The sequence below is a fragment of the Pseudomonas sp. AO-1 genome, assembly GCF_019775695.1.
Taxonomy (GTDB): Bacteria; Pseudomonadota; Gammaproteobacteria; order Pseudomonadales; family Pseudomonadaceae; genus Aquipseudomonas; species Aquipseudomonas parakoreensis.
The window spans coordinates 5,809,729-5,831,562 of record NZ_CP079947.1 but is presented as its reverse complement, the minus strand read 5'-3'; the positions used below and the strand labels follow the sequence as shown (position 1 = coordinate 5,831,562).

Below are 21,834 nucleotides of genomic sequence, written 5' to 3'. Positions count from 1 at the left end.
ACTCAATATTCGAGGGCGGCAGGTCGCAGGTACAGCCCTTTGGCGTTGGCCGCGATCCGGTACTTGAGCACATCGCCGGCCTTGAGCGAGATCTGCTGCGCGGGCGGCGCGAGCATGCCTGCCTGGCACCCCGGCATCTGGCCAGGCAATTGTTTCAGACGAATGGAAATCGTGCCGTGCGGCAGATTGAACGAAGTGGTCTGCTCCTGAAGCAGGCGCGCCGCCAGTTCGTCATTGAGATATACGCCAATCTCGCAGGAAGTCGGCACTTCCAGGCGCTCGCGCGAGATGATCAGAACCGCATAGTCCTCGCCGGTTGCATTGGCCTGAGGCAGGGCGGCAAAGAGGCTGAGCAAGCCAAACAGGCTGAAAGCTGACCAGCGCATGGCTGAATCTCCTGAATTTGAGTCATTGATGCACGCAGCTTGGCTGAGCGCAGCGCCGATTGCCAGCCCGGCAGTTTTACGCAGAACTTGACCTTGCCATGGTGGCAAGCTCGACACTGCCGGCAACCTCACTCAAAGGAGTCCCACCATGCAAGTGTTCAGCGTTCAAGGCATGTCCTGCGGCCACTGTGTCAAAGCCATCACCAACGCCGTGCAGGCGAAAGATCCGGCGGCCAGCGTGCGGGTCGATCTGGCGGCCAAAGAAGTCGGCGTCGAGAGTTCGCTCAGCCCCGAGCAGGTGATCGAGGTCATCAGCGAAGAGGGTTACCCGGTAAAACTCGCCGGATGACGATGAATCCCCTGTGGCGAGGGAGCTTGCTCCCGCCGGGTCGCGAAGCGGCCCTTTTTTTCCAATTGAAAACACTGGGTCTGCTGCGCAGTCCAGCGGGAGCAAGCTCCCTCGCCACAGGTCAGGTGTAAATCATCTGATTTTTAATAGTTAGCGAGCTATCGGAATGTTCAAGGTGTCTTTGCGCGGCTAGACTGTCGGGCTGCCGACTCCAATCCAACCTGGATGCCTGATGAACTTCCGTACCATACTGATTCTCGGTGCCTTGAGCGCCTTCGGTCCGCTGGCGATCGACTTCTATCTGCCGGCGTTCCCGTCAATGGCGCTGGCCTTTGGCACCGATGAAAAGCACGTCCAGCTGACACTGGCAGCGTATTTCGCCGGTCTGTCGATCGGGCAGTTGTTGTATGGCCCGGTGGCCGACCGGTTTGGTCGGCGCCTGCCGCTGCTGGTCGGTGTCGGCCTGTTCACGCTGGCCTCGTTGGCCTGCGCCTATGCGCCGAATCTGCAATGGCTGATCGGGGCCCGCTTCGTCCAGGCCTTGGGCGGCTGCGCGGGGATGGTGATTTCCCGGGCGGTGGTCAGCGACAAATGCGATGCCGTCGGATCGGCGAAAGTCTTCTCGCAGTTGATGCTGGTGATGGGTTTGGCGCCAATCCTCGCACCATTGCTCGGCGGTCTGCTGGTCAACACCACGGGCTGGCAGTCGATCTTCCTCGTGCTGACTGGCTTTAGTGCACTGGCCGGCCTCGCTGTGGCGCTGGGGTTACCGGAAAGCCTGCCGGCCTACGTGCCGCGCCAGCCGCTGTCCGGTGCGTTGCGTCAATACGGCCGGTTGTTCGGTGACCGGGTGTTTCTCGGCCACGCACTGACCGGCGGTATCGCGGTCGCCGGGATGTTTTCCTACATCGCCGGTTCACCATTTGTCTTCATCAAACTGTACGGCGTACCCGCCGAGCATTTCGGCTGGCTGTTCGGCACCAATGCAGCGGGTTTCATTCTGGTGGCTCAGGTCAACGCGCGGCTGTTGGCCAAGCGCGGTCCGTCCTTCCTGCTGGCGCGAGCGGTGTGGGTATACCTGTTGGCCGGCGTTTCGCTGCTCGCGGTCAGCGCGATGCACACCGAAGCATTGTGGCCGCTGTTGATTCCGTTGTTCGTGTGCATTGCCAGCCTCGGCTGCATCCTGCCCAATGCTGCGGCATGCGCGATGAACGGCCAGGGCGCGCGCGCCGGGAGTGCCTCGGCGCTGATGGGCTGCCTGCAATTCAGCGTGGCCTCCGGCGCGGCCTCGCTGGTGGGTGTCCTGCACGATGGCAGCGCCATGCCGATGGCCATGGTCATCAGCCTGTGCGGACTGCTGGTGGTGAGCATTGCGATGTACACCCGGCGTTTGCAGAATGCCCGGGCACTGGCGCAAGCACAGGCCGAAGCCTGAACCTCAGCCGACGGCGCGTTGTTGTCCGGGCTGGGGAATCTGATGGGGCGCGTGCAGGCGCGCTTCGAGGGTGCGGGTGAAGGCGAGAGCCTCGGCTTCACTGCGAAAGGTCACGGCGTGCTGGTCCAGACGAACTTGCCATTGAGACTTTGCCACTTCTTTTATCAGGATCTTCATTGCTGACCTCCCTTGTGTAAAAGATGCATCGCAGAGGTTTCGATTGTAGACCTGAATACGATCGCATTTGTGACAACGGAGAAGCATCTGACTGACGGCAAAAAACAGCGCCAGCCCTTAACGGGTCTGGCGCTGATTGCGGCCGTCGGATTCTCAGAAACTTTCTAAAACAATTTTGCCCTTGGCTTTGCCGCTTTCCAGCAACTCGTGCGCGCGTCGCAGGTTCGCCGCATTGATCGTGCCGAAATGCTCGCCCACCGTAGTTTTCAAAGTCCCCGCATCAATCAGCTCGGCCACGCGGTTGAGCAGTTTGTGCTGCTCGATCATGTCCGGGGTTTCGAATAGCGAGCGGGTGTACATGAATTCCCAGTGCAGCGACAGGCTCTTGCGCTTGAGTTTGCTCACGTCCAGTGACTTAGGATCGTCGATCAGCGCCAGTTTGCCTTGCGGCGCCAAGGCCTCGACCAGTTGATCGAGGTGCAGATCGGTCTGGGTCAGGCTGGCGACGTGGGTCACGTGATCGATGCCGGCGCGCTTTAGCTCTTCGCTCAACGGCTGGCTGTGATCGATCACCAGATCGGCGCCCAACTCAGTCACCCAGTCGCGAGTCTGTGCACGGGACGCAGTGCCGATCACCTTCAGGCCGGTCAACTGGCGGGCCAGTTGGGTGAGGATCGAACCGACACCGCCAGCGGCGCCGACGATCAGCAGGCTTTGACCTTCATCGGTCTTGCCCTCACGGATCTGCAGGCGTTCGAACAGCAATTCCCACGCGGTGATCGCGGTCAGCGGCAGGGCAGCGGCTTCGGCGAAACCCAGGGACTTGGGCATGTGGCCGACAATCCGCTCATCCACCACGTGCAGTTCGCTGTTGCCACCGGCACGGGCGATGGAGCCGGCGTAGAACACCTTGTCGCCGGCCTTGAACAGCGTCACTTCACTGCCGACGGCTTTGACCACGCCGGCGACGTCCCAGCCCAGCACTTTTGCCGCGCCGTTTTCCGGCGCCACGTTCTGCCGCACCTTGGTGTCGACCGGGTTGACCGAGATGGCTTTGACTTCCACCAGCAGGTCGCGCGGGCCTGCGACCGGCTCCGGCAGTTCGATGTCTTGCAGGGACTTTTCGTCGCTGATCGGCAGGGAAGCGTAATAGGCGATGGCTTTCATGATTTGCTCCGTAGCGGTAATAGAAGAAGGGCTCAGGCGATGCTGCCCAGGCGTTTCAATTGGAAGTGTTCGATACAGTGGCCGGCTGTGGCCTGGAAATTCTGGAAGTGCGCGCTGGCGTTGTGCGCCTGGAGGATTTCTTCGCTGGCCCAGTGTTCGATCACATAGAAAGTCAGCGGGTCGGCGAGGTCGCGGTGCAGGTCGTACTGGCCGCAGCCTTCCTCGGCGCGGCTCGGCTCAACCAGTGCGCGCAGAGCGTTTTCGAGGGTGTCCTGCTGACCGGGTTTGGCGATCAGGGTGGCGATGGCGGTGAATGCTTGGGACATGTGCGGCTCCAGTCGCGGGATAAATTTGCTTGAACCCATCATTGGCTATTTCTCGGCGCGATAAAACCGGCTAAAAGAGCAGTCTCTTTCAATATTTTTTTGATAATCGAGGCTGAGAATGCTGCGTTTCGACGATTTGCAGTTGTTCGTTCGCGCTGCGGACCTGGGCAGTCTGTCGGCAGCCGCGCGGGTGATGGACATGTCTGCCGCGGTGGCCAGCGCCGCGCTCAAGCGTATCGAACAGCAACTGGGCGTGCGCTTGCTGGCGCGTTCGACCCGCAGCCTGCGCCTGACCGCCGAGGGCGAAGGCTTTCTCGAATATGCCCGGGCCGCGCTCGGTTCGCTGGACGAGGGCCGGCGCTTTCTCTCCAGCGCGCAGGATCAGGTCAGCGGCATCCTGCAGTTGTCGGCGCCTTCGGATTTCGGGCGCAACCTGCTGTTGCCGTGGCTCGACGAGTTTCAGCGCGAGCACCCGAAGCTGACCGTGCGCCTGTTGCTCGGTGACCGTATCGCCGACCTGTTCCGCCAGCCAGTGGACATCGCCCTGCGCTATGGCGAACCGGAAGATTCGAGCCTGGTGGCCCTGCCCATCGCCCCGGACAATCGCCGCGTGCTCTGCGCCTCGCCGGCCTACCTGGCGCGCCACGGCGAGCCGCGTCAGCTCGAACAATTGGCGCAGCACAATTGCCTGCTGTACATGCTCGGCAGCCGCGTGCATGACCATTGGAGTTTTCATGACGGCAAGCGCGAAGTCGGTCTGACGGTCAGTGGCGATCGCTTCAGTGATGACGCCGACGTCGTACGGTTGTGGGCGGTGGCGGGGGCGGGCATTGCTTATAAATCGTGGCTCGATGTCGGCACCGATGTCCTCGCCGGACGCCTCAAAGTGTTGTTGCCGGAGCTTCTCTGCGAGCGTGCTCCGCTGAATCTGTTGTGCGCCCATCGCGCGCAATTGAGTAAGCCGGTAAACCTTTTAAGGGAAATGCTCGCCAGCCGATGCGTCGAATTAAGTAGTCAATTTCCCAATTTCCCGAAACTTGATCATTAGTCGCAGGCAATTAGCGAAATTTCACTCAGGAACTATCACCATTCGCGTCAGCCACGGCGCAGGAAGCAGCGTGCATCCCGCTTATACTAGCGACCGCCTCAAACCTGCACCGACAACTGGCCAGGGCAGAATCAGGCCGGTTTTTCCAGGGCCGTGCCTGCGCCATACAAACGCTGTGAACACGCCATCGACGGGTGTGGCAGTGCTGACCTGGCTTGCACCGGCTCATGGCGTTTTACCCGTCTTGGCCGACGACACATTACTGGTCAAGATGTCTTCGAGCAGTAGACGATACGATTCAACAGGGAGTGAATACATGGAACATGCACCTTGCATCAGCCAGATCGCCACGCTGCTGGCCGACCCCAAGCGCAGCGCGATGATGTGGGCGTTGATGGATGGCTCGGCCCGCCAGACCGAGGAGCTGGCGCTGCTGGCAGGGCTGTCGCCGTCGTCGGCCAGTGCGCATCTGGGGCGTTTGTCCGCGGGTGGCCTGTTGAAAGTCGAGGTCCGTGGACGCAAGCGCTTCTTCCGCCTGGCGGCTCCGGAAATCGCAGCCGCCATTGAAGCCCTGGCCAGTGCCACGATTGCCAGTGCGCCGCGGGACGTCCCTCACGTATTCAAACGCTCGACGCCGATCAACAATCCACGAACCGCACCGTCCTCGCTGCTGCGTGCGCGCTTTTGCGATGATCATTTGGGCGGCACGCTGGCCGCCGATCTGTACCAGCGTTTGCTTGATGCCGGTTGGATCGAACAGATCGAGCAGCGGGTCGTGGTGACGCTCAAAGGCTCGACGCAGCTGGCGAATCGCGGGGTGTTCATTCAGGCCCTGGCCCATCGCAAGGCCCAGGTGGCGTGTGCCTGTCCGGACTGGAGCGAACGCCGTCCGCATCTGGGCGGTTCACTGGGCGCCGCGTTGCTGCAATTGTTCATGCAGTCCGGCTGGCTGGTGCTGCCCAAGGATTCTCGCGCATTGCAAGTCACGCCGGCCGGACAGCGGGAAATTCACTGTTTCGCCAAGGAAGTCGAGCTGGAACTGGCGTAATAGAGCATTCGCCGGTCAACTTCGTTGCTTGCGTCGTCTGTGACTGCGAACAGGTCGTATCCAGAAAAAGCGTTGAGGCGTTATCGCGCACACTCGGTCCGCACACTTCGTGGATGGGGGATGAGGTATGGATACGCGAAACTTCAGCGCGGCAGAACGTCTGGAACGGCTGCCGCTCAGCGGTTATCACCGGGTCATTTTCATCATCATCGCCTTGGCGTTCTTTTTCGATTCCATGGACCTGGCCATGATGACGTTCCTGCTCGGCTCGATCAAAAGCGAGTTTGGCCTGAGCAGTGCACAAGCCGGCCTGCTCGCCAGTTCGAGTTTTTTCGGGATGGTGCTGGGGGCATCGCTGTCGGGCATGCTCGCCGACCGCTTCGGACGCAAACCGGTGTTTCAGTGGAGCATCGTGCTGTGGGGCGTGGCCAGTTATCTGTGTTCGACCGCACAAACGGTCGAGAGCCTGACGCTGTTCCGCATCCTGCTGGGGATCGGCATGGGCATGGAGTTTCCCATTGCGCAGTCGATGCTCTCGGAGCTGATCCCGGCGCAGCGGCGCGGGCGCTACATCGCATTGATGGACGGTTTCTGGCCATTGGGTTTTGTCGCTGCCGGCGTACTGTCTTACTTCCTGCTGCCGTTGATTGGCTGGCGCGACATCTTCCTGGTGTTGGCGGTACCGGCGGTGTTTGTGCTGGCGATCCGTTTTTTCATTCCCGAATCACCGCGCTGGCTGGAGCAGGCCGGACGTCACGCAGCGGCGGACAAAGTCCTCGGCGCCATCGAGGCACGGGTGCGCACGTCTCTTGGCGTTGCGACATTGCCTGAGCCGGTGCGCCTGCCAAGGACAGTGACGCCGCCGGGCAACTTCTTCTCGGCCCTGCAGCAGATCTGGTCGCCGCAATACCGCCAGCGCACGACGATGATCTGGAGCCTGTGGTTTTTCGCCTTGCTCGGTTTTTACGGGCTGACGTCGTGGCTCAGTGCCTTGTTGCAGCAGTCGGGTTTCGCCGTGACCCAGTCGGTGTATTACACCGTGCTGATTTCTCTGGGCGGGATTCCCGGGTTTCTGATGGCGGCGTGGCTGGTGGAACGCTGGGGGCGCAAACCGGTGTGTATCGTCACGCTGCTGGGCGGCGGGGTGATGGCGTTCATCTACGGCCAGAGTGCGGTGTTTGGGGGCAATGTCGCGCTGCTGATCGGCTCGGGATTGTTGATGCAGTTTTTCCTGTTCGGCATGTGGGCGGTGCTTTACACCTATACGCCGGAGTTGTACCCGACTTCGGCGCGCGCCACAGGTTCGGGCTTTGCCTCGGCGATTGGGCGTGTCGGTTCGCTGCTCGGGCCGTTGGTGACCGGATTGGTGTTCCCGATTACCGGGCAGGGCGGAGTGTTTGCACTGGGGGCGCTGTGCTTTGCGATTGCGGCGGGGGTGGTGTGGCTGTTCGGGATGGAGACGCGCGGTAAAACCCTGGAGGAGCTGACTGAAGCAGAGATCGCTGGCTGAACACAGCACCCTGTGGGAGCGGGCTTGCTCGCGAAAGCGGTGTGTCAGTCGACATATTGGTTGAATGACACACCGCTTTCGCGAGCAAGCCCGCTCCCACAGGGGATTTGCTTTGTACTTACGGTTTTACCAGGCGCGCATCCAGGCTGTTCTGCGCCAGGCGCTTGGCCTGATCCTGGGTCATGCCCAGGTGTTCGTGCAGCGCGTGGAAGTTCTCGGTGACGTAACCGCCGAAGTACGCCGGGTCATCCGAGTTGACGGTGACCTTCACCCCACGCTCGAGCATGTCGAGGATGTTGTGCTGCGACATGTGATCGAACACGCAGAGTTTGGTGTTCGACAGCGGGCACACGGTCAGCGGGATCTGCTCGTCGATGATCCGCTGCATCAGGCGTTCGTCTTCGATGGCGCGTACGCCATGGTCGATACGCTGGATTTTCAGCAGGTCGATGGCTTCCCAGATGTACTCGGGCGGGCCTTCTTCACCGGCGTGGGCGACGGTCAGGAAGCCTTCGTGGCGGGCGCGGTCGAACACGCGCTGGAACTTGCTCGGCGGGTGACCCATCTCGGAGCTGTCGAGGCCGACGGCGACAAACGCATCACGGAACGGCAGCGCCTGATCCAGCGTTTTCTGTGCTTCGTCTTCGCTCAGGTGGCGCAGGAAGCTCAGGATCAAACCGCTGGTGATGCCCAGTTGCTGTTCGCCATCCTTGAGTGCCGCCGCGATGCCGTTGAGCACCACTTCGAACGGGATGCCGCGGTCGGTGTGGGTCTGCGGGTCGAAGAACGGTTCGGTGTGAATCACGTTCTGCGCTTTGCAGCGCAGCAGGTAGGCCCAGGTCAGGTCGTAAAAGTCCTGCGAGGTGCGCAGCACGTCGGCGCCCTGGTAATACAGGTCGAGAAATTCCTGCAGGTTGTTGAAGGCGTAAGCCTTGCGCAGGGTTTCGACATCGCTCCACGGCAGGGCGATCTTGTTGCGTTCGGCCAGGGCGAACAGCAGCTCGGGCTCCAGCGAGCCTTCCAGATGCAGGTGCAGTTCAGCCTTGGGCAGGGCGTTGAGCCAGTCGTACATATGCTTTTCTCATCAGGTGCAATGACGGCATTCTACAGATGCTTGCCGAAACAATTGGCAAAACCTGACCAAGCGATCCATCAGACCGCTTGCGGCTCGCGACGATAGGCGTAGGTATCGGCGAAGCGTGACAGCAGGAATTCGGCACAGGTGGTGGTCGGATATTTCGCCGGATGCTGTGCGTCCTGACAACCGGGCAGGCATTCGATGCGAGTATCCGGATGCGGCTCGGCGAAGAACGGCATCGAATAGCGATCCACTCCCAGCGGACTGATGACCCGGTGCGGCGTCGAGCGATAACGGTCATTGCTCCAGCGCGCCATCATGTCGCCGAGGTTGACCACGAAGGTACCGTCAATGGGCGGCGCGTCGATCCATTCACCGTTGATGTTCTTCACTTGCAGGCCGCCGGCGCTGTCCTGATAGAGCAGGGTGATGCAGCCGTAATCGGTGTGCGCTCCGGCGCCTTGCTGTGCGGCGCTGCTGGCGGTGTGGCGCGGTGGGTAGTGGATCATCCGCAGTACGCTGACCGGCTCAACGAAGCGCGAATCGAAGAAGTCGCGTTCGATCCCCAGCGCAATCGTCATCGCCCGCAGCAGGGTTTGCGCGAGCGCCTGCATGTCGAGGTAGTGCTGCTCCATCAGCGCTTCCCAGCCTGCTTGTGCAGGATGACGATTCGGCCCGCGCAGCGGTTTTCCCGCGAGCACCTCGGGATGATCCGCCGGCAAGTGCAGGCCCATGTCGAAGGTTTCCTTGAGGTCGCTGGGTTTGTCCGGGTCGAGCTGTTCGGTGGCGATGGCACCGTAGCCGCGATGGTGGCAAGTCTGGGTGATGTCGATCCTGAGTTTTTCTTCGGTCGGTTGCGCAAAAAAACGCTGGGCGTGGTCGAGCAGCGAGTCGATGCGCTGCGCGTAAATCGGGTGGCCCTTGATGTAGAAAAAGCCCCATTCGCGGCAGGCCTGGTCGATCTGCGCGGCGACGGCGGGCCAGGCGTTTTGGTCGGTGGAATAGAGCGGGCTGATGTCGATGACCGGAAGCTGATCCATACACAATCCTTGAGAACGCTGAAGATCAAATGTGGGCGCTGGCTTGCCAGCGATAGCGGTCTGACAGGCAACAATGATGTTGAATGTGAGGGCCTCATCGCTGGCAAGCCAACTCCCACAGGGGCGATGCAAGTTTGAAGAGATTACTTCGGCATCTCGGCCTTCATGCCTTCAACGTAGTAGTTCATCGACGCCAGTTCGGCATTGGTTGCGCTCACCCCGGCCGGGATTTTCTCGACGCCGGCCTGATCCTTGATCGGCCCGGTGAACGGTTGCAGGGCACCGCTCTTGATGTCGGCGATGATCTGTTCGGCCTCGGCTTTCACCGGTGCCGGCACCAGCTCGCTGATCGGCAGTTCAACCGTGCCTTCTTTCAGCCCGCCCCAGTAGTCCTGGGATTTCCAGCTGTGGTCGATCACGCTCTGGGTCGCTTGAATGTAATGCGGCGCCCAGTCATTGACGATCGAAGTCAGCACCGCTTTCGGGCCGAAGTGCGCCATGTCCGAGGCGTAACCCACGGCGTACACACCACGCCGTTCGGCGGCCTGGATCGGCGCCGGGCTGTCGGTGTGCTGGAACACCACGTCAACGCCCTGGTCGATCAGCGCGTTGGCGGCATCGGCTTCCTTGCCCGGGTCGAACCACGAGTTGACCCACACCACTTTGATTTCGGTGCCGGGGTTGTACTTGTTCAGGGCCAGCTGGATGGCGTTGATGTCGCGGATCACTTCCGGAATCGGGAACGAGGCGACGTAGCCGATTTTCTTGGTCTTGGTCATCTTCGCCGCGAGGAAGCCGCCGACATAACGCCCCTCGTAGGTGCGCGCCAGATAGGTGCCGAGGTTCTTGTCCTGCTTGTAGCCGGTGGCGTGTTCGAAGGTCACTTTGGGAAATTGCTTGGCGACTTTCAGCGTCGGGTTCATGTAGCCGAACGAGGTGGTGAAGATCAGGTTGTAGTTGTCCTTGGCCATGTTGCGGATCACCCGCTCGGCGTCGGCGCCTTCGGCGACGTTCTCGACGTAATTGGTGGTGATCTGCGCGCCGAATTTCTCCGCCAGCGCCTTGCGTCCCTGTTCATGCTGATACGTCCAGCCGTGGTCGCCGATCGGGCCGATGTAGACGAAACCGACCTTCAGCGGATCGGCAGCGCTGGCGCTCAGGCTGATCCCCAGACCGATGGCGGCGCACAGCAGTTTGTGCAGCGGACGTATTTGCATGAATTGGAGCTCCATTTTGTTGTGTGTGGTCAGGAGCAATGCAAATTGCTGACCAACAGGACAACAAAGCAAAAGATCGCAGCCTGCGGCAGCTCCTACAGGGGAATGGCAAACCTGTAGGAGCTGCCGCAGGCTGCGATCTTTTCAGCGCCGGAACCAACGCAGTGCAAGTCAGCGGATTCACGCTATCGGCTGGTGCGCTAAGGTGTAACGAAACGTTAGCGCCGCGCCGCAGTCAGTAGCTCATTCGAACCTCTCGGCAAAAAGGCCCGCCATGCTCACGATCCTCAAGCAAGAAAGCTTTCTGCTGCTGGCAGTGATTGCCGCGTGCATCGCCTATCCGCTGGAACACTGGATGCTGCACAGCGGCCAGATCGTCGCGCTGATCTGCGGTCTGGTGCTGATCGCCTTCATCGTCGCGGCTTCGATGCGCGTTGCCCATCATGCTGAACTGCTCGCCGAAAAAGTCGGCGACCCCTATGGCACGATGATCCTGACCCTCGCTGCGGTGCTGGTGGAGGTGGTGATCCTGGCGATCATGATGAGCAACGAAGCGTCCGCCACGCTGGTGCGTGACACGATCTATTCGGCGGTGATGCTCGACATCAACGGCATCCTCGGCCTTGCCGCGCTGATGGGTGGCCTCAAGCATGGCGAGCAGTCGTACAACGATGATTCGGCGCGCAGCTATAGCGTGATGATCCTCACCGCCATGGGCGTGTCGATGGTGGTGCCGGAGTTTATTCCGGCGGCCAACTGGAAGATTTATTCAGCGTTCACCATCGGTGCGATGGTGGTGCTTTATGCGTTGTTCCTGCGCATGCAGGTCGGGCCGCACAGTTACTTTTTCAGCTACAGCTACCCGGATAAACGCCGCAAGAAAGAACCGGTGGAGGATGAGCCGAAACCGCTGAGCCTGGCGTGGTCGATCGGCATTCTGGTGTTTGGGGTGGTGGTGATCGGCGCACTGGCCGAAGTGATGTCCAAGACCCTCGATCTGGGCCTGGAAGGCACGGGGGCACCGCCGGTGATCACGGCGATTCTGGTGGCGGCGATTTCCGCCGCGCCGGAGATTCTGACGGCGTTGCGTGCCGCGTTGGCCAACCGCATGCAATCGGTGGTGAACATTGCGATGGGCGCGTCACTGTCGACGGTGATTTTGACCGTGCCGGTGATGGAAGCGATGGCGCTGTACACCGGCCAGCCATTTCAAATGGCGATGACCCCGGTGCAGACGGTGATGATCTTCATCACGCTGATCGTCAGTGCGATCAACCTGAATGACGGCGAGACGAATGCCATCGAAGGTATGACCCACTTTGTGCTGTTTGCGACGTTTATCATGCTGTCGCTGCTCGGCCTTTGAGGCTGACGGAAACCAATGTGGGAGCGAGCCTGCTCGCGAAAGCGGTGTGTCATTCAACAAACATGTTGTCTGACACCCCCTCTTCGCGAGCAGGCTCGCTCCCACAGTTTTGAACGGCGGGGGATCAGGTACCGGCGATCAACTGCCGAGCCGCCTGGCTGTGATCGGCGATCAGGCCTTTCAGATCCAGTCCTTCAACCTGGCCATCAATCACCCGCCACTGGCCACCAATCATCACCCGATCGGCACGATCGGCACCGCACAACAACAGCGCCGAAATCGGATCATGGCTGCCCGAGAAGCGCAGCTCATCGAGCTTGAACAGCGCCAGGTCCGCCTGCTTGCCCACCGCCAGCTCACCAATGTCGGTACGCCCCAACAGGCTCGCCGAGCCTTTGGTTGCCCAGCCGAGCACGCGTTCCGGGGTGATCTTCTCCGCGCCGTAACGCAGACGCTGGATGTACAACGCCTGCCGCGCTTCGAGGATCATGTTCGACGCGTCGTTCGAGGCCGAACCATCCACGCCGAGACCGAACAGCGCGCCGGCATCGGTCAGATCGATGCTCGGGCAGATGCCGGAGGCCAGACGCATGTTCGAACTCGGGCAATGGCAGATACCGGTGCCGGCCTGGCCGAGGCGAGCGATTTCGTCCGGGTTGAAGTGGATGCCGTGGGCCAGCCAGGTGCGCGGGCCGAGCCAGCCGACGCTGTCCAGATAATCCACGGTGCGCAGGCCGAAACGCTGCAGGCAGAAATCCTCTTCGTCGAGGGTTTCCGCCAAGTGCGTGTGCAGACGCACGTCGAGTTTATTCGCCAGTTCGGCGCTGGCCGACATGATTTCCGGGGTCACCGAAAACGGCGAGCAAGGCGCCAGAGCGATCTGGATTTGCGCACCGTCGCCGCGCTCGTGGTACTCGTGAATCAGACGCTGACTGTCGTCGAGAATCACCTGACCTTCCTGCACGGTCTGCTGCGGTGGCAGGCCGCCGTCCTTCTCGCCGAGGCTCATCGAGCCGCGAGTGAGCATGGCGCGCATGCCCAGTTCACGCACGGTGTCGACTTGCACGTCGATGGCGTTTTCCAGGCCGTCCGGGAACAGGTAATGATGGTCGGCGGCGGTGGTGCAACCCGACAGCAGCAATTCAGCCAAAGCCACTTTCGTCGCGAGGGCGAGTTTTTCCGGGGTCAGCCGCGCCCACACCGGATACAGGGTTTTCAACCACGGGAACAATGGCTGATTGACCACCGGCGCCCAGGCGCGAGTCAGGGTTTGATAGAAATGGTGGTGGGTGTTGATCAGGCCCGGCAGGATCACATGCTCGCGGGCATCGAACACTTCATTGCACGGCGCGGACGGTTGCTGACCGGCCGCCAGCACTTCGACGATCACGCCGTCTTGCAGCACCAGACCGCCACGGGCATCGAGCGCGTTGGCCGTGAAAATGGCGAGGGGATTTTTTAACCAGGTACGGGTCGCAGGCATTGTGGCCGGCTCCTCTGAAAGTGGGGTTCAGGGTTGCCAGCTCAGTGTTGCCCTGTCTGCTGATCCAGGGTCGCCGCTATGGACGAGGTGCGGAGTTTCAAACAAATCGCCGGATCGGGCAAGCCCAACCCGACCATTCACCACACAACCCTTGTGGGAGCGAGCCTGCTCGCGAAGGCGTCGTATCAGTCGATACATCCATGGTCTGACACACCGCATTCGCGAGCAGGCTCGCTCCCACATTGGGATCTTCAGTGTTTACCAGGGAATGGTTTCACCCTTGTAGTTGATGAAGTAATGCCCACCCTTGCCGGTGTACGCATTCACCTGATCAATCAGCCCACGGGTGCTGGTCTCGACATCCAGGTCAGCCCCTTCACCGCCCATGTCCGTCTTTACCCAGCCCGGATGCAGCGACAGCACGGTGAGTTTCTGCTCGCCCAACTGGGTGACAAAACTATTGGTCATGGAGTTCAGCGCGGCCTTGCTCGCCTTGTACAGCGCCAGCTCCGGCGCGTCCGGTACGGTCACGCTGCCCAGACCGGAACTCATGAACGCCAGCACGCCGCTGCCGTCGCGGATCTGCCCGACGAAGCGCTGCGCCAGGTTGATCGGCGCTACGGCGTTGGTGAAGAACAACTGGCCGACTTCGGCCAGGGTCGCGCCGCCCGGGGTTTGCACCTCCGGACCTTTGACCCCGGCGTTGACGAACAGCAGGTCGAAAGTCTCGCCCTTGAGCTGTTGGCTCAGGGCGATCACCGCTTGTTGATCGTCCATGTCGAGTTTCTCGATCCGCACCTTGCCCAGCGCTTGCAGCGCCTCGGCCTTTTGCGGATTGCGCACGGTAGCGGTCACTTGCCAGCCGTCGGCCAGCAGGGTTTTCACCAGCCCGAGGCCCAAGCCGCGGGAGGCGCCGATGATCAGTGCGTGTTTTGCCTGGGACATGACGGAATTCCTTGAAAGTTACGGTTCACGGATTCAATGGACACGCCTGACCGAGTCGTTGTTGCAACGCTCGTCGCAACACATCGAACCGGCTCTCAAAAGAGCTGTTGACCCCGGAGCATACTCCAGGCTTTAGCATGCTTGCTTCTCAAATTCGCAGGCCGCTCAGCGGTGTTCGCCAATCATGTAGACAATACCGCCACTGTGGGAGCTGGCTTGCCAGCGATGAGGCCAGTGACATCACCACCCTAATGCCCGGCCTGCCACGGCTGCCCCAACGACACCGGCGCATACAATCGAGTCCGAACGGCATCCCGTGACAACAGCACCAACACCACAATCGTCGCCACATACGGCAGCATCGCCAACAGGCTCGACGGAATCGCCAGCCCCAAGCCCTGCGCCACCAGGTGCAGGATGCTGGCGAGGCCAAACAGATATGCCCCGAGCAACAAACGCCATACCCGCCAACTGGCAAACACCACCAGCGCCAAGGCAATCCAGCCGCGTCCGGCGGTCATGTTCTCGGCCCACATCGGCGTGTACGCCAGCGACAGATACGCCCCGGCCAACCCGGCCATCGCCCCGCCAAACAGCACCGCCAGCGTGCGCACGGTCAGCACCGGCAGGCCCATCGCACTGGCCGCGTCCGGGTTCTCGCCGACTGCCTGAATGATCAAGCCGACACGGCTTTTGATGATCACCCACGCCACCAGCGCAAACAGCGCGAACGACAGATACACCAGCAGATCCTGGGCAAACAGCATGCGGCCGATCAGCGGAATCTCACTCAAGTAAGGAATCGCCAACGGTTCGAATCCAGCCAGTGGCTTGCCGACCCATGCAGCGCCAACGAAGGTCGACAGGCCCACGCCGAAGATCGTCAGCGCCAGCCCGGTCGCCACCTGATTGGCATTGAACACCAGCGCCACCAAGGCAAACAGCGACGACAGCAGCATCCCCGCAAGCATCGCCAACAACACGCCGAGCCACAGGTTGCCGCTGTTGAGGGCGACGATAAAACCGATCACCGCGCCAAACAGCATCATCCCTTCCTGGCCGAGGTTGAGCACGCCGCTCTTTTCGCAGATCAACTCACCCAGTGCCACCAACAGCAGTGGCGTGCCGCAGCGCACCATGGCGTAGAAAATATTGCTCAGCAGATCGATATCCATCACAGCGCTCCGGCGGTTACGGCGGTGGTCGAGGTGCGCCGTGCCCAGCGCAGTTTCAGGCGTGTCCGATAGAGAATCAGCACGTCGCAGGCCAGCAGGAAAAACAGCATCATTCCCTGAAACAATTGGGTGATGGCTTGCGGCAGGTTGAGGGTCATTTGTGCGCTTTCACCGCCGATGTACAGCAACGCCATCAGCAGGCTTGAGAACAGAATGCCGATCGGATTCAGCCGGCCGAGAAACGCCACGGTGATTGCTGCATAGCCATAGCCCGGCGAGACTTGCGGCACCAATTGCCCAATCGGCCCGGTCACTTCGCAGACCCCGGCCAGCCCGGCCAAACCGCCGCTGATCAACAGCGCGAGCCAGATCAGGCGTTTCTCGCGAAAGCCGACAAACCCCGCCGCACGTTTATCCAGACCGAGCACTTTGATCTGAAAACCGACGAAGCTTTTCTGCAACAACACCCACACCGCGACCAGCGCGAGCAAGGCGAAATACACCCCGGCATGCACCCGACCATCCTCCATCAGCAGCGGCAGGCGACTGGCGTCGCCGAACATCGCCGACTCGGGAAAGTTGTAGCCGGCCGGATCCTTCAGCGGCCCGTGCACGCAGAACAGCAACAGGTTCAGTGCGATGTAGTTGAGCATGATGCTGGTGAGGATTTCGTTGGCGTTGAAGCGCGTGCGCAACCACGCCGTCAGGCCGGCCCAGGCGGCACCGGCGAAAGTACCGGTGAGCAGAATCAGCACCAGTGCCCAATGGCTTTGCATATCGATGATGTTCACCGCCAACGCACTGCCGGCGAGCGCGCCGAACAGCAACTGACCTTCAGCGCCGATGTTCCAGATTCGCGCTTGATACGCCACGGCCAGACCGAGTGCGCAAAGCAGGATCGGCAGCGCTTTGACCAACCATTCGGAGACGCCATACAGGTCGCTGATCGGCGCGATCAACAGCGTGTGCAGGGTTTGCAGCGGGTCATGGCCGAGGGCGATGAACAGCAGCGAGCCGCAACCCAATGTCAGCAGCGCCGCCAGCAACGGCGAGCACCACAGCATCAGGCGCGATTGCTGGCCACGGGGTTCGAGGGAAAGCAACATAGGGGGAAACTCCGTCAGAGCGTGGCCGATGAAGGCGCGTCGTTGAATTGCCCGGCCATCCAGCCGCCGACGTCACTCAGCAGGGTGTCGGTGGTGTTTCGCAGCGGTGACAGACGCCCCGCGCACAGGGCGCCGAGGCGGTCGCTGATCTGGAACAGTTCGTCGAGGTCTTCGGAAATCACCAGAATCGCCGCGCCGGCATCGCGCAGGGCAATCAGCGCGCGGTGAATGGTCGCGGCGGCGCCCACGTCCACGCCCCAGGTCGGGTGCGCGGCGATCAGCAGTTTCGGTTGCTGGAGGATTTCCCGGCCAAGAATGAATTTTTGCAAATTGCCGCCGGAAAGACTGCGCGCGGCGGTCTGGCTATCGGGCGTTTTCACCCCGAAACGCTGAATGATCTGCTGGGCGAGGGCTTCGACTTTGCCGCGCTCAATCAAACCGTTGCTGACCAGCCCTTGTTGAAAAGCCGTGAGCAAGGCGTTGTCGGCCAGGCTCAATTCCGGCACCGCGCCATGGCCCAGGCGTTCTGCCGGGACGAACGCCAGTCCGAGTTGGCGCCGCGCATCCGGGCGCAAAGCGGCGACCGCTTGCCCGGCAAAACAGATCGATGTCGCGCTGTCGCGGGGCAGGGTTTGCTCGCCGCTGAGCAGCGCCAGCAACTCATCCTGGCCATTGCCCGCGACCCCGGCGATACCGACGATTTCGCCGCTGCGTACTTGCAGGCTGATGTCGTTCAACGAGCAGCCGAACGGATCGGGGTTGTGCCAGCTCAAGCCGTTGACCTGTAAGTACGCCGCGCCACCGCTGACCTTCGGATATTCGCCGATCAGTGCCGCCGCTTCGCCGACCATCATTTGCGCCAACTGCTGATCCGAGCATTCGGCCGGCTCGCAATGCCCGGCGACCCGCCCGCCGCGCAAAACCGTGGCGCTATGGCACAGCGCGCGCACTTCCGCGAGTTTGTGGCTGATAAACAGTATGCTGCAGCCCTCGGCGGCGAGACGGCGCAGGGTGATGAACAATTCCTCGGCCTCTTGCGGCGTCAGCACCGACGTCGGCTCGTCGAGAATCAGCAAGCGAATGTCCTGCATCAGGCAACGAATGATCTCCACCCGTTGCCGCTCGCCGATCGACAGGCTGTGGACAAGTCGCTCCGGCTCCAGCGCCATGCCGTAGCGGCGCGACACTTCGGCAATTGTCGGCTCCAGTTGTTTCGGCGTGCCGGCCCTGGCGCCCATCGCCAAGGCAATGTTCTGCGCGACGCTGAGGGTTTCGAACAGCGAGAAATGCTGGAACACCATGCCGATCCCCAACTGCCGGGCCTGCGCCGGATTACGAATATTCACCCGCTGACCTTGCCAGAGCATTTCGCCGGCATCGGCCTGGGTCACGCCGTAAATGATCTTCATCAGCGTGCTTTTGCCCGCGCCGTTCTCACCGAGCAGGGCGTGGATTTCTCCGGGCGCGATGCTCAGGTCGATGGCGTCATTGGCCAGACAACCGGGGTAGCGTTTGCTGATCTGGCGCAGTTGCAGGCGCGGTGTTGAATCTGGGCTTGGCATGACAGGCTCGACTGGCTTGGAGTTATGCCTGTGGATAAAGCAATTTCCTGGCCATTGAGTCAGGAACCTTGGCGGCCCTCGTACGGCAACGGTTACTGTAGAGCGTCGAAGGGCAAATGTTCGGGAGGTACGGCACCAATTGAGAGCAAAGCCGTTGATCAGGCTCCAGTTTTGCCCGTAGGCAACTGATCAAAAAACGAGCAAATGCGTGGGGCCTATGCAGACCCTGCGACTGCGCCAGCCATGAACGGGTTATCCACAGGTTGCTCCACAGTATTTGTGTGCAATTGGGAATCCTTGGCATAAGCGCAGCGGTGCTATCTTCCATTGGTGATAAACAGCGCTAACTATTTGTTTTTACGCGGGATTAATCTTTTTTCAGGTGGAGTGGACGAAAAGTGAGCAAATCGCGCAAAGCCACGTGACAGAAGGGTTACAGCCAGATGTGCTCAGGTTATCCACAGTCGGGTGCACAGCAGATGTGGGCAAGTTGCTGGAATAAAGAAATCCGTCGATGCCCTAAAAGATCGCAGCCTTCGGCAGCTCCTACAGGGAAACGCAAAGTCCTGTGTAGAGCTGCCGAAGGCTGCGATCTTTTGCTCATCTAACGCTGCAGCACAATCCGCCCACGGCTCAAATCCGCCAATTGCGTTTGCAGCAAATCGATCTGCGCCTCACCCACCGCCAACTGCAATTCAACACCATTGGCGGTGAAGTTTTCTTCGACGACCAACCCACCCAGGTCCGCCACCCGCAGCTTCACCAGCGCCAGCTCGGCAAAGCCGCAGGCACAACTGAGCGGCACACGGCTGATCAACTCGACTTTCGCCGCCACTTGCAGGCACTTGTTAGCGCCGCCGCCATAGGCCCGGGCCAGACCGCCAGTGCCCAGTTGAATGCCGCCGTACCAGCGGATTACCAGCACCGCGACCTGATCGCAATCCTGCGCCTCGATGGCTGCCAGAATCGGCCGTCCGGCAGTGCCGCCGGGTTCGCCATCGTCGTTGCTGCGGTATTGCGCCCCGAGTTTCCACGCCCAGCAGTTATGCGAGGCATTCAGGTCGCTGTGCTGTTCGAAGAACGCCTGCGCGTCGGCGGGGCTGGCGATCGGCGCGGCGAAGGTGATGAAGCGGCTTTTGCGAATCTCTTCGCGGTACTCGCAAAAACCGCTGAGGGTGAAAGGCATAAACGTCTTAAATAGTCGGGGTGAGGCCGCAGCCTTTGAGAATGATGCGGATCAGGTTGTTGCCGGCGTCTTCCATGTCCTGCTTGGTCAACTTGCTGCGCCCGCTGACACGACAGATCTGCGTGGCGAAGTCGGCGTAATGCTGGGTGCTGCCCCATAGCAGGAAAATCAGGTGCACCGGATCCACCGGGTCCATCTTGCCGGCATCGATCCACGCCTGAAACACGGCCGCGCGCCCCTGAAACCAGGCGCGGTAATCCTGGTTGAAATACTCGGTCAGGCATTCGCCGCCACTGATCACTTCCATCGCAAAGATCCGCGAGGCCTGCGGTTGGCGGCGGGAGAATTCCATCTTGGCGCGAATGTAGCGGGTCAGCGCTTCGGCGGGATCGTCCTCGGCGGTCAGGGTATTGAAGGTGCTGTCCCACAGCTCGATGATGTTGCTCAGCACCGCCACGTACAACCCAAGCTTGTTGGTGAAGTAGTAATGCAGGTTTGCCTTGGGCAGCCCGGCATTCTGCGCAATGGTGTTCATGCTGGTGCCTTTGTACCCGTGACGGGCGAACTCGTCTTCGGCGGCTTTGAGGATGGTCTCTTCGTTCTTCTGACGAATGCGGCTGGCGGGTTTGCCGCCATGGGCTGGGACTTCAAAGGTCATAGGCACTTCCGGTTTGTCTGTGGGTGCAACCAGTTGCGTTGATAACGCACCCACAGGCATCCGACAAGTCCTGATGCAATAAAACCGTTATGCCTGTTCGATCTTGTTCAACGATGCGCCGGATTCGACGGTCGAGGTTTTCGCCTCCGGCAGCAACAGGCAGAGGATGATCGCGGTCAGGCCACCGCTGGTAATTGCCGAGTCGAAGAGGTTCTGCACCAGTTTCGGCAACAGGTGCAGCAGGTTCGGTTGCGCGGCGATGCCCAGGCCGACGCCGAGCGAGGTGGCGATGATCAGCATGCTGCGTCGGTCCAGCGGCGACTGCGCGAGAATCCGCACCCCGGCCGCCGCCACGCTGCCGAACATCACCAGGGTGGCGCCACCGAGCACCGGTTTGGGGATCTGCTGCAGCACCGCGCCGATCATGGGGAACAGGCCGAGACAAAACAGGATCGCACCAATGTATAAACCGACGTAGCGGCTGGCGACGCCGGTCAACTGGATCACGCCGTTGTTCTGCGCAAACGTGGTATTGGGGAAGGCGCTGAAGGTGGCGGCGATCATGCAGCTGACGCCGTCACCGAGTACGCCACCGCGCAGTCGACTTATATAAGAAGGGCCGCTGATCGGCTGACGGGCGAGCATGCAATTGGCGGTGAGGTCGCCGACGGTTTCGATGGTGCTGATCAGATAAATTAGCGCGACCGGCAGGAACGCCGTCCAGTCGAAGCTGAATCCGAACTTGAACGGTGCAGGAAGACTCACCAGCGGCAAGTCAGGCAATGCCTGCGGAACCAGTTTCCCGCTGAACCACGCGGCCAGACTGCCCAGCAGCAGTCCGATGATGATTGCCGACAGCCGCACCCACGGCGTGTTCGAACGGTTGAGCAGGATGATCGTCAGCAACACGAACACCCCCAGCGCGAGATTGCCCGGGGCGCCGAAGTCCGGCGCATTGAAACCACCGCCCAGATCGGTAATGCCGACTTTGATCAGGCTGATGCCGATCAGAGTAATGACGATCCCGGTCACCAGCGGCGTGACGACCCGGCGCAATTGACCGATGAAACGGCTGAGGACGATCTGCACCACGGCGCCGAAGAAGCACACGCCGAAGATCATCGCCAGAATGTCCTCCGGACTGCCGCCGCGCTGCTTGACCAGAAACCCGGCCGACAGCACTGCGCCGAGGAAGGCGAAACTGGTGCCTTGCAAACAGATCATCCCGGCGCCGATGCCGAACGGTCGCCGCGCTTGAATAAAGGTGCCGACCCCTGAAACCATCAACGCCATGCTGATGAGATACGGCAAGTGCGCGGTCAAGCCGAGAGCCGAGCCGATCACCAGCGGCGGGGTAATGATGCCGACGAAACTGGCGAGCACGTGTTGCAGGGCGGCGAGGATTGCGGCGGGTGGTTTTGGGCGGTCGTCGAGGCCGTAGATCAGGTCGCTGGACGGTTCAGAATCTGGCTGCATGGGTTTGGCTTCTTGTTCAGGGATCGAGTTCACCCTTCACTGCAAAAACCTGTCCACTTGCTCAGCTTTAAGGGATTGCGATTGCCAAATGTAGGA

21 protein-coding genes and 1 pseudogene are annotated in these 21,834 nt (G+C 61.0%); 7 read left to right on the top strand and 15 right to left on the bottom strand.

The features are described 5' to 3' along the window. Window positions 1-2: 2 nt before the first annotated feature. On the bottom strand, window positions 3-386 hold the full coding sequence (locus tag KVQ82_RS26605) for a hypothetical protein (RefSeq protein ID WP_047291083.1): 384 nt from the start codon (window positions 384-386) through the stop codon (window positions 3-5). A gap of 148 nt (window positions 387-534) precedes the next feature. Here KVQ82_RS26605 and KVQ82_RS26600 point away from each other — a divergent pair, with 148 nt between their 5' ends. Continuing rightward, window positions 535-735: a heavy-metal-associated domain-containing protein gene (locus KVQ82_RS26600; protein ID WP_047291084.1), complete on the top strand. Its 201-nt coding sequence runs from the start codon at window positions 535-537 to the stop codon at window positions 733-735. A gap of 232 nt (window positions 736-967) precedes the next feature. Then, window positions 968-2,170 (top strand): multidrug effflux MFS transporter, encoded by a 1,203-nt coding sequence (locus KVQ82_RS26595; RefSeq protein WP_041067973.1) that lies wholly within the window; start codon window positions 968-970, stop codon window positions 2,168-2,170. A 3-nt stretch (window positions 2,171-2,173) separates the two neighbouring features. Here KVQ82_RS26595 and KVQ82_RS26590 read toward each other — a convergent pair whose 3' ends face one another. The 3 genes from KVQ82_RS26590 to KVQ82_RS26580 all read right to left on the bottom strand — a co-directional run bounded on the left by KVQ82_RS26590 (window position 2,174) and on the right by KVQ82_RS26580 (window position 3,840). Continuing rightward, window positions 2,174-2,347: a hypothetical protein gene (locus tag KVQ82_RS26590; protein WP_169842458.1), complete on the bottom strand. Its 174-nt coding sequence runs from the start codon at window positions 2,345-2,347 to the stop codon at window positions 2,174-2,176. 153 nt (window positions 2,348-2,500) lie between these two features. Then, window positions 2,501-3,514 carry a zinc-binding alcohol dehydrogenase family protein gene (locus KVQ82_RS26585; protein WP_047291086.1) on the bottom strand — a complete coding sequence of 338 codons (1,014 nt, stop codon included), beginning with the start codon at window positions 3,512-3,514 and terminating at the stop codon, window positions 2,501-2,503. 32 nt (window positions 3,515-3,546) lie between these two features. After that, window positions 3,547-3,840, bottom strand: coding sequence for a putative quinol monooxygenase (locus KVQ82_RS26580; protein ID WP_086794397.1), 294 nt, complete (start codon window positions 3,838-3,840; stop codon window positions 3,547-3,549). 118 nt (window positions 3,841-3,958) lie between these two features. Here KVQ82_RS26580 and KVQ82_RS26575 point away from each other — a divergent pair, with 118 nt between their 5' ends. The 4 genes and pseudogenes from KVQ82_RS26575 to KVQ82_RS31715 form a co-directional block, all read left to right on the top strand. After that, entirely contained in the window at window positions 3,959-4,888 is a 930-nt protein-coding gene (locus tag KVQ82_RS26575) for a LysR family transcriptional regulator (RefSeq protein WP_086794394.1), read from the top strand. Between the two features lie 316 nt (window positions 4,889-5,204). After that, entirely contained in the window at window positions 5,205-5,936 is a 732-nt protein-coding gene (locus KVQ82_RS26570; protein WP_041067961.1) for a helix-turn-helix transcriptional regulator, read from the top strand. 127 nt (window positions 5,937-6,063) lie between these two features. After that, window positions 6,064-7,446, top strand: coding sequence for an MFS transporter (locus tag KVQ82_RS26565; RefSeq protein ID WP_222016709.1), 1,383 nt, complete (start codon window positions 6,064-6,066; stop codon window positions 7,444-7,446). Window positions 7,447-7,458: 12 nt separating this feature from the next. Continuing rightward, window positions 7,459-7,548, top strand: a pseudogene (locus KVQ82_RS31715) (metal ABC transporter ATP-binding protein); the annotation flags it as partial. A gap of 16 nt (window positions 7,549-7,564) precedes the next feature. On the opposite strand, the gene KVQ82_RS26560 reads toward KVQ82_RS31715, so the two are convergent. From KVQ82_RS26560 to KVQ82_RS26550, 3 genes are all read right to left on the bottom strand, one after another. Next, window positions 7,565-8,518 carry an adenosine deaminase gene (locus tag KVQ82_RS26560; RefSeq protein WP_003221371.1) on the bottom strand — a complete coding sequence of 318 codons (954 nt, stop codon included), beginning with the start codon at window positions 8,516-8,518 and terminating at the stop codon, window positions 7,565-7,567. Window positions 8,519-8,598: 80 nt separating this feature from the next. Then, complete coding sequence (locus tag KVQ82_RS26555) at window positions 8,599-9,564, bottom strand: 2-oxoglutarate and iron-dependent oxygenase domain-containing protein (RefSeq protein WP_222016706.1); 966 nt, start codon at window positions 9,562-9,564, stop codon at window positions 8,599-8,601. Between the two features lie 143 nt (window positions 9,565-9,707). Next, a complete protein-coding gene (locus KVQ82_RS26550) occupies window positions 9,708-10,781 on the bottom strand; it encodes a BMP family ABC transporter substrate-binding protein (protein ID WP_222016704.1) in 1,074 nt (357 codons plus the stop codon). Between the two features lie 274 nt (window positions 10,782-11,055). Here KVQ82_RS26550 and KVQ82_RS26545 point away from each other — a divergent pair, with 274 nt between their 5' ends. Next, entirely contained in the window at window positions 11,056-12,147 is a 1,092-nt protein-coding gene (locus tag KVQ82_RS26545; RefSeq protein WP_222016702.1) for a calcium:proton antiporter, read from the top strand. 124 nt (window positions 12,148-12,271) lie between these two features. Here the strand turns inward: KVQ82_RS26545 and KVQ82_RS26540 are convergent, their stop codons facing one another. From KVQ82_RS26540 to KVQ82_RS26505, 8 genes are all read right to left on the bottom strand, one after another. Continuing rightward, a complete protein-coding gene (locus KVQ82_RS26540) occupies window positions 12,272-13,630 on the bottom strand; it encodes an 8-oxoguanine deaminase (RefSeq protein ID WP_108181598.1) in 1,359 nt (452 codons plus the stop codon). Between the two features lie 258 nt (window positions 13,631-13,888). Next, entirely contained in the window at window positions 13,889-14,575 is a 687-nt protein-coding gene (locus tag KVQ82_RS26535) for an SDR family oxidoreductase (protein WP_095667619.1), read from the bottom strand. A gap of 248 nt (window positions 14,576-14,823) precedes the next feature. Further along, window positions 14,824-15,750, bottom strand: a complete 927-nt coding sequence (locus KVQ82_RS26530) for an ABC transporter permease (protein ID WP_003221385.1) — start codon at window positions 15,748-15,750, stop codon at window positions 14,824-14,826. Beyond that, entirely contained in the window at window positions 15,750-16,856 is a 1,107-nt protein-coding gene (locus tag KVQ82_RS26525; RefSeq protein WP_222016700.1) for an ABC transporter permease, read from the bottom strand. Before KVQ82_RS26525 ends, KVQ82_RS26530 begins: the two co-directional genes overlap by 1 nt. 14 nt (window positions 16,857-16,870) lie before the next feature. Then, window positions 16,871-18,418 carry an ABC transporter ATP-binding protein gene (locus tag KVQ82_RS26520; RefSeq protein WP_222016698.1) on the bottom strand — a complete coding sequence of 516 codons (1,548 nt, stop codon included), beginning with the start codon at window positions 18,416-18,418 and terminating at the stop codon, window positions 16,871-16,873. 604 nt (window positions 18,419-19,022) lie between these two features. After that, window positions 19,023-19,604, bottom strand: a complete 582-nt coding sequence (locus KVQ82_RS26515; protein WP_222016696.1) for a YigZ family protein — start codon at window positions 19,602-19,604, stop codon at window positions 19,023-19,025. A gap of 7 nt (window positions 19,605-19,611) precedes the next feature. Next, window positions 19,612-20,262 (bottom strand): TetR/AcrR family transcriptional regulator, encoded by a 651-nt coding sequence (locus tag KVQ82_RS26510; RefSeq protein WP_027613646.1) that lies wholly within the window; start codon window positions 20,260-20,262, stop codon window positions 19,612-19,614. Between the two features lie 87 nt (window positions 20,263-20,349). Continuing rightward, window positions 20,350-21,738 (bottom strand): uracil-xanthine permease family protein, encoded by a 1,389-nt coding sequence (locus KVQ82_RS26505; RefSeq protein WP_222016694.1) that lies wholly within the window; start codon window positions 21,736-21,738, stop codon window positions 20,350-20,352. Between the last annotated feature and the right edge of the window lie 96 nt (window positions 21,739-21,834).

Coding starts and splice junctions, on each gene's coding strand:
- KVQ82_RS26560 (WP_003221371.1), bottom strand. CDS start 8,518: ATGTACGACTGGCTCAACGCCCTGCCCAAGGCTGAACTGCACCTGCAT.
- KVQ82_RS26605 (WP_047291083.1), bottom strand. CDS start 386: ATGCGCTGGTCAGCTTTCAGCCTGTTTGGCTTGCTCAGCCTCTTTGCC.
- KVQ82_RS26515 (WP_222016696.1), bottom strand. CDS start 19,604: ATGCCTTTCACCCTCAGCGGTTTTTGCGAGTACCGCGAAGAGATTCGC.
- KVQ82_RS26565 (WP_222016709.1), top strand. CDS start 6,064: ATGGATACGCGAAACTTCAGCGCGGCAGAACGTCTGGAACGGCTGCCG.
- KVQ82_RS26540 (WP_108181598.1), bottom strand. CDS start 13,630: ATGCCTGCGACCCGTACCTGGTTAAAAAATCCCCTCGCCATTTTCACG.
- KVQ82_RS26530 (WP_003221385.1), bottom strand. CDS start 15,750: ATGGATATCGATCTGCTGAGCAATATTTTCTACGCCATGGTGCGCTGC.
- KVQ82_RS26595 (WP_041067973.1), top strand. CDS start 968: ATGAACTTCCGTACCATACTGATTCTCGGTGCCTTGAGCGCCTTCGGT.
- KVQ82_RS26590 (WP_169842458.1), bottom strand. CDS start 2,347: ATGAAGATCCTGATAAAAGAAGTGGCAAAGTCTCAATGGCAAGTTCGT.
- KVQ82_RS26505 (WP_222016694.1), bottom strand. CDS start 21,738: ATGCAGCCAGATTCTGAACCGTCCAGCGACCTGATCTACGGCCTCGAC.
- KVQ82_RS26525 (WP_222016700.1), bottom strand. CDS start 16,856: ATGTTGCTTTCCCTCGAACCCCGTGGCCAGCAATCGCGCCTGATGCTG.
- KVQ82_RS26575 (WP_086794394.1), top strand. CDS start 3,959: ATGCTGCGTTTCGACGATTTGCAGTTGTTCGTTCGCGCTGCGGACCTG.
- KVQ82_RS26570 (WP_041067961.1), top strand. CDS start 5,205: ATGGAACATGCACCTTGCATCAGCCAGATCGCCACGCTGCTGGCCGAC.
- KVQ82_RS26555 (WP_222016706.1), bottom strand. CDS start 9,564: ATGGATCAGCTTCCGGTCATCGACATCAGCCCGCTCTATTCCACCGAC.
- KVQ82_RS26520 (WP_222016698.1), bottom strand. CDS start 18,418: ATGCCAAGCCCAGATTCAACACCGCGCCTGCAACTGCGCCAGATCAGC.
- KVQ82_RS26585 (WP_047291086.1), bottom strand. CDS start 3,514: ATGAAAGCCATCGCCTATTACGCTTCCCTGCCGATCAGCGACGAAAAG.
- KVQ82_RS26510 (WP_027613646.1), bottom strand. CDS start 20,262: ATGACCTTTGAAGTCCCAGCCCATGGCGGCAAACCCGCCAGCCGCATT.
- KVQ82_RS26550 (WP_222016704.1), bottom strand. CDS start 10,781: ATGCAAATACGTCCGCTGCACAAACTGCTGTGCGCCGCCATCGGTCTG.
- KVQ82_RS26580 (WP_086794397.1), bottom strand. CDS start 3,840: ATGTCCCAAGCATTCACCGCCATCGCCACCCTGATCGCCAAACCCGGT.
- KVQ82_RS26545 (WP_222016702.1), top strand. CDS start 11,056: ATGCTCACGATCCTCAAGCAAGAAAGCTTTCTGCTGCTGGCAGTGATT.
- KVQ82_RS26535 (WP_095667619.1), bottom strand. CDS start 14,575: ATGTCCCAGGCAAAACACGCACTGATCATCGGCGCCTCCCGCGGCTTG.
- KVQ82_RS26600 (WP_047291084.1), top strand. CDS start 535: ATGCAAGTGTTCAGCGTTCAAGGCATGTCCTGCGGCCACTGTGTCAAA.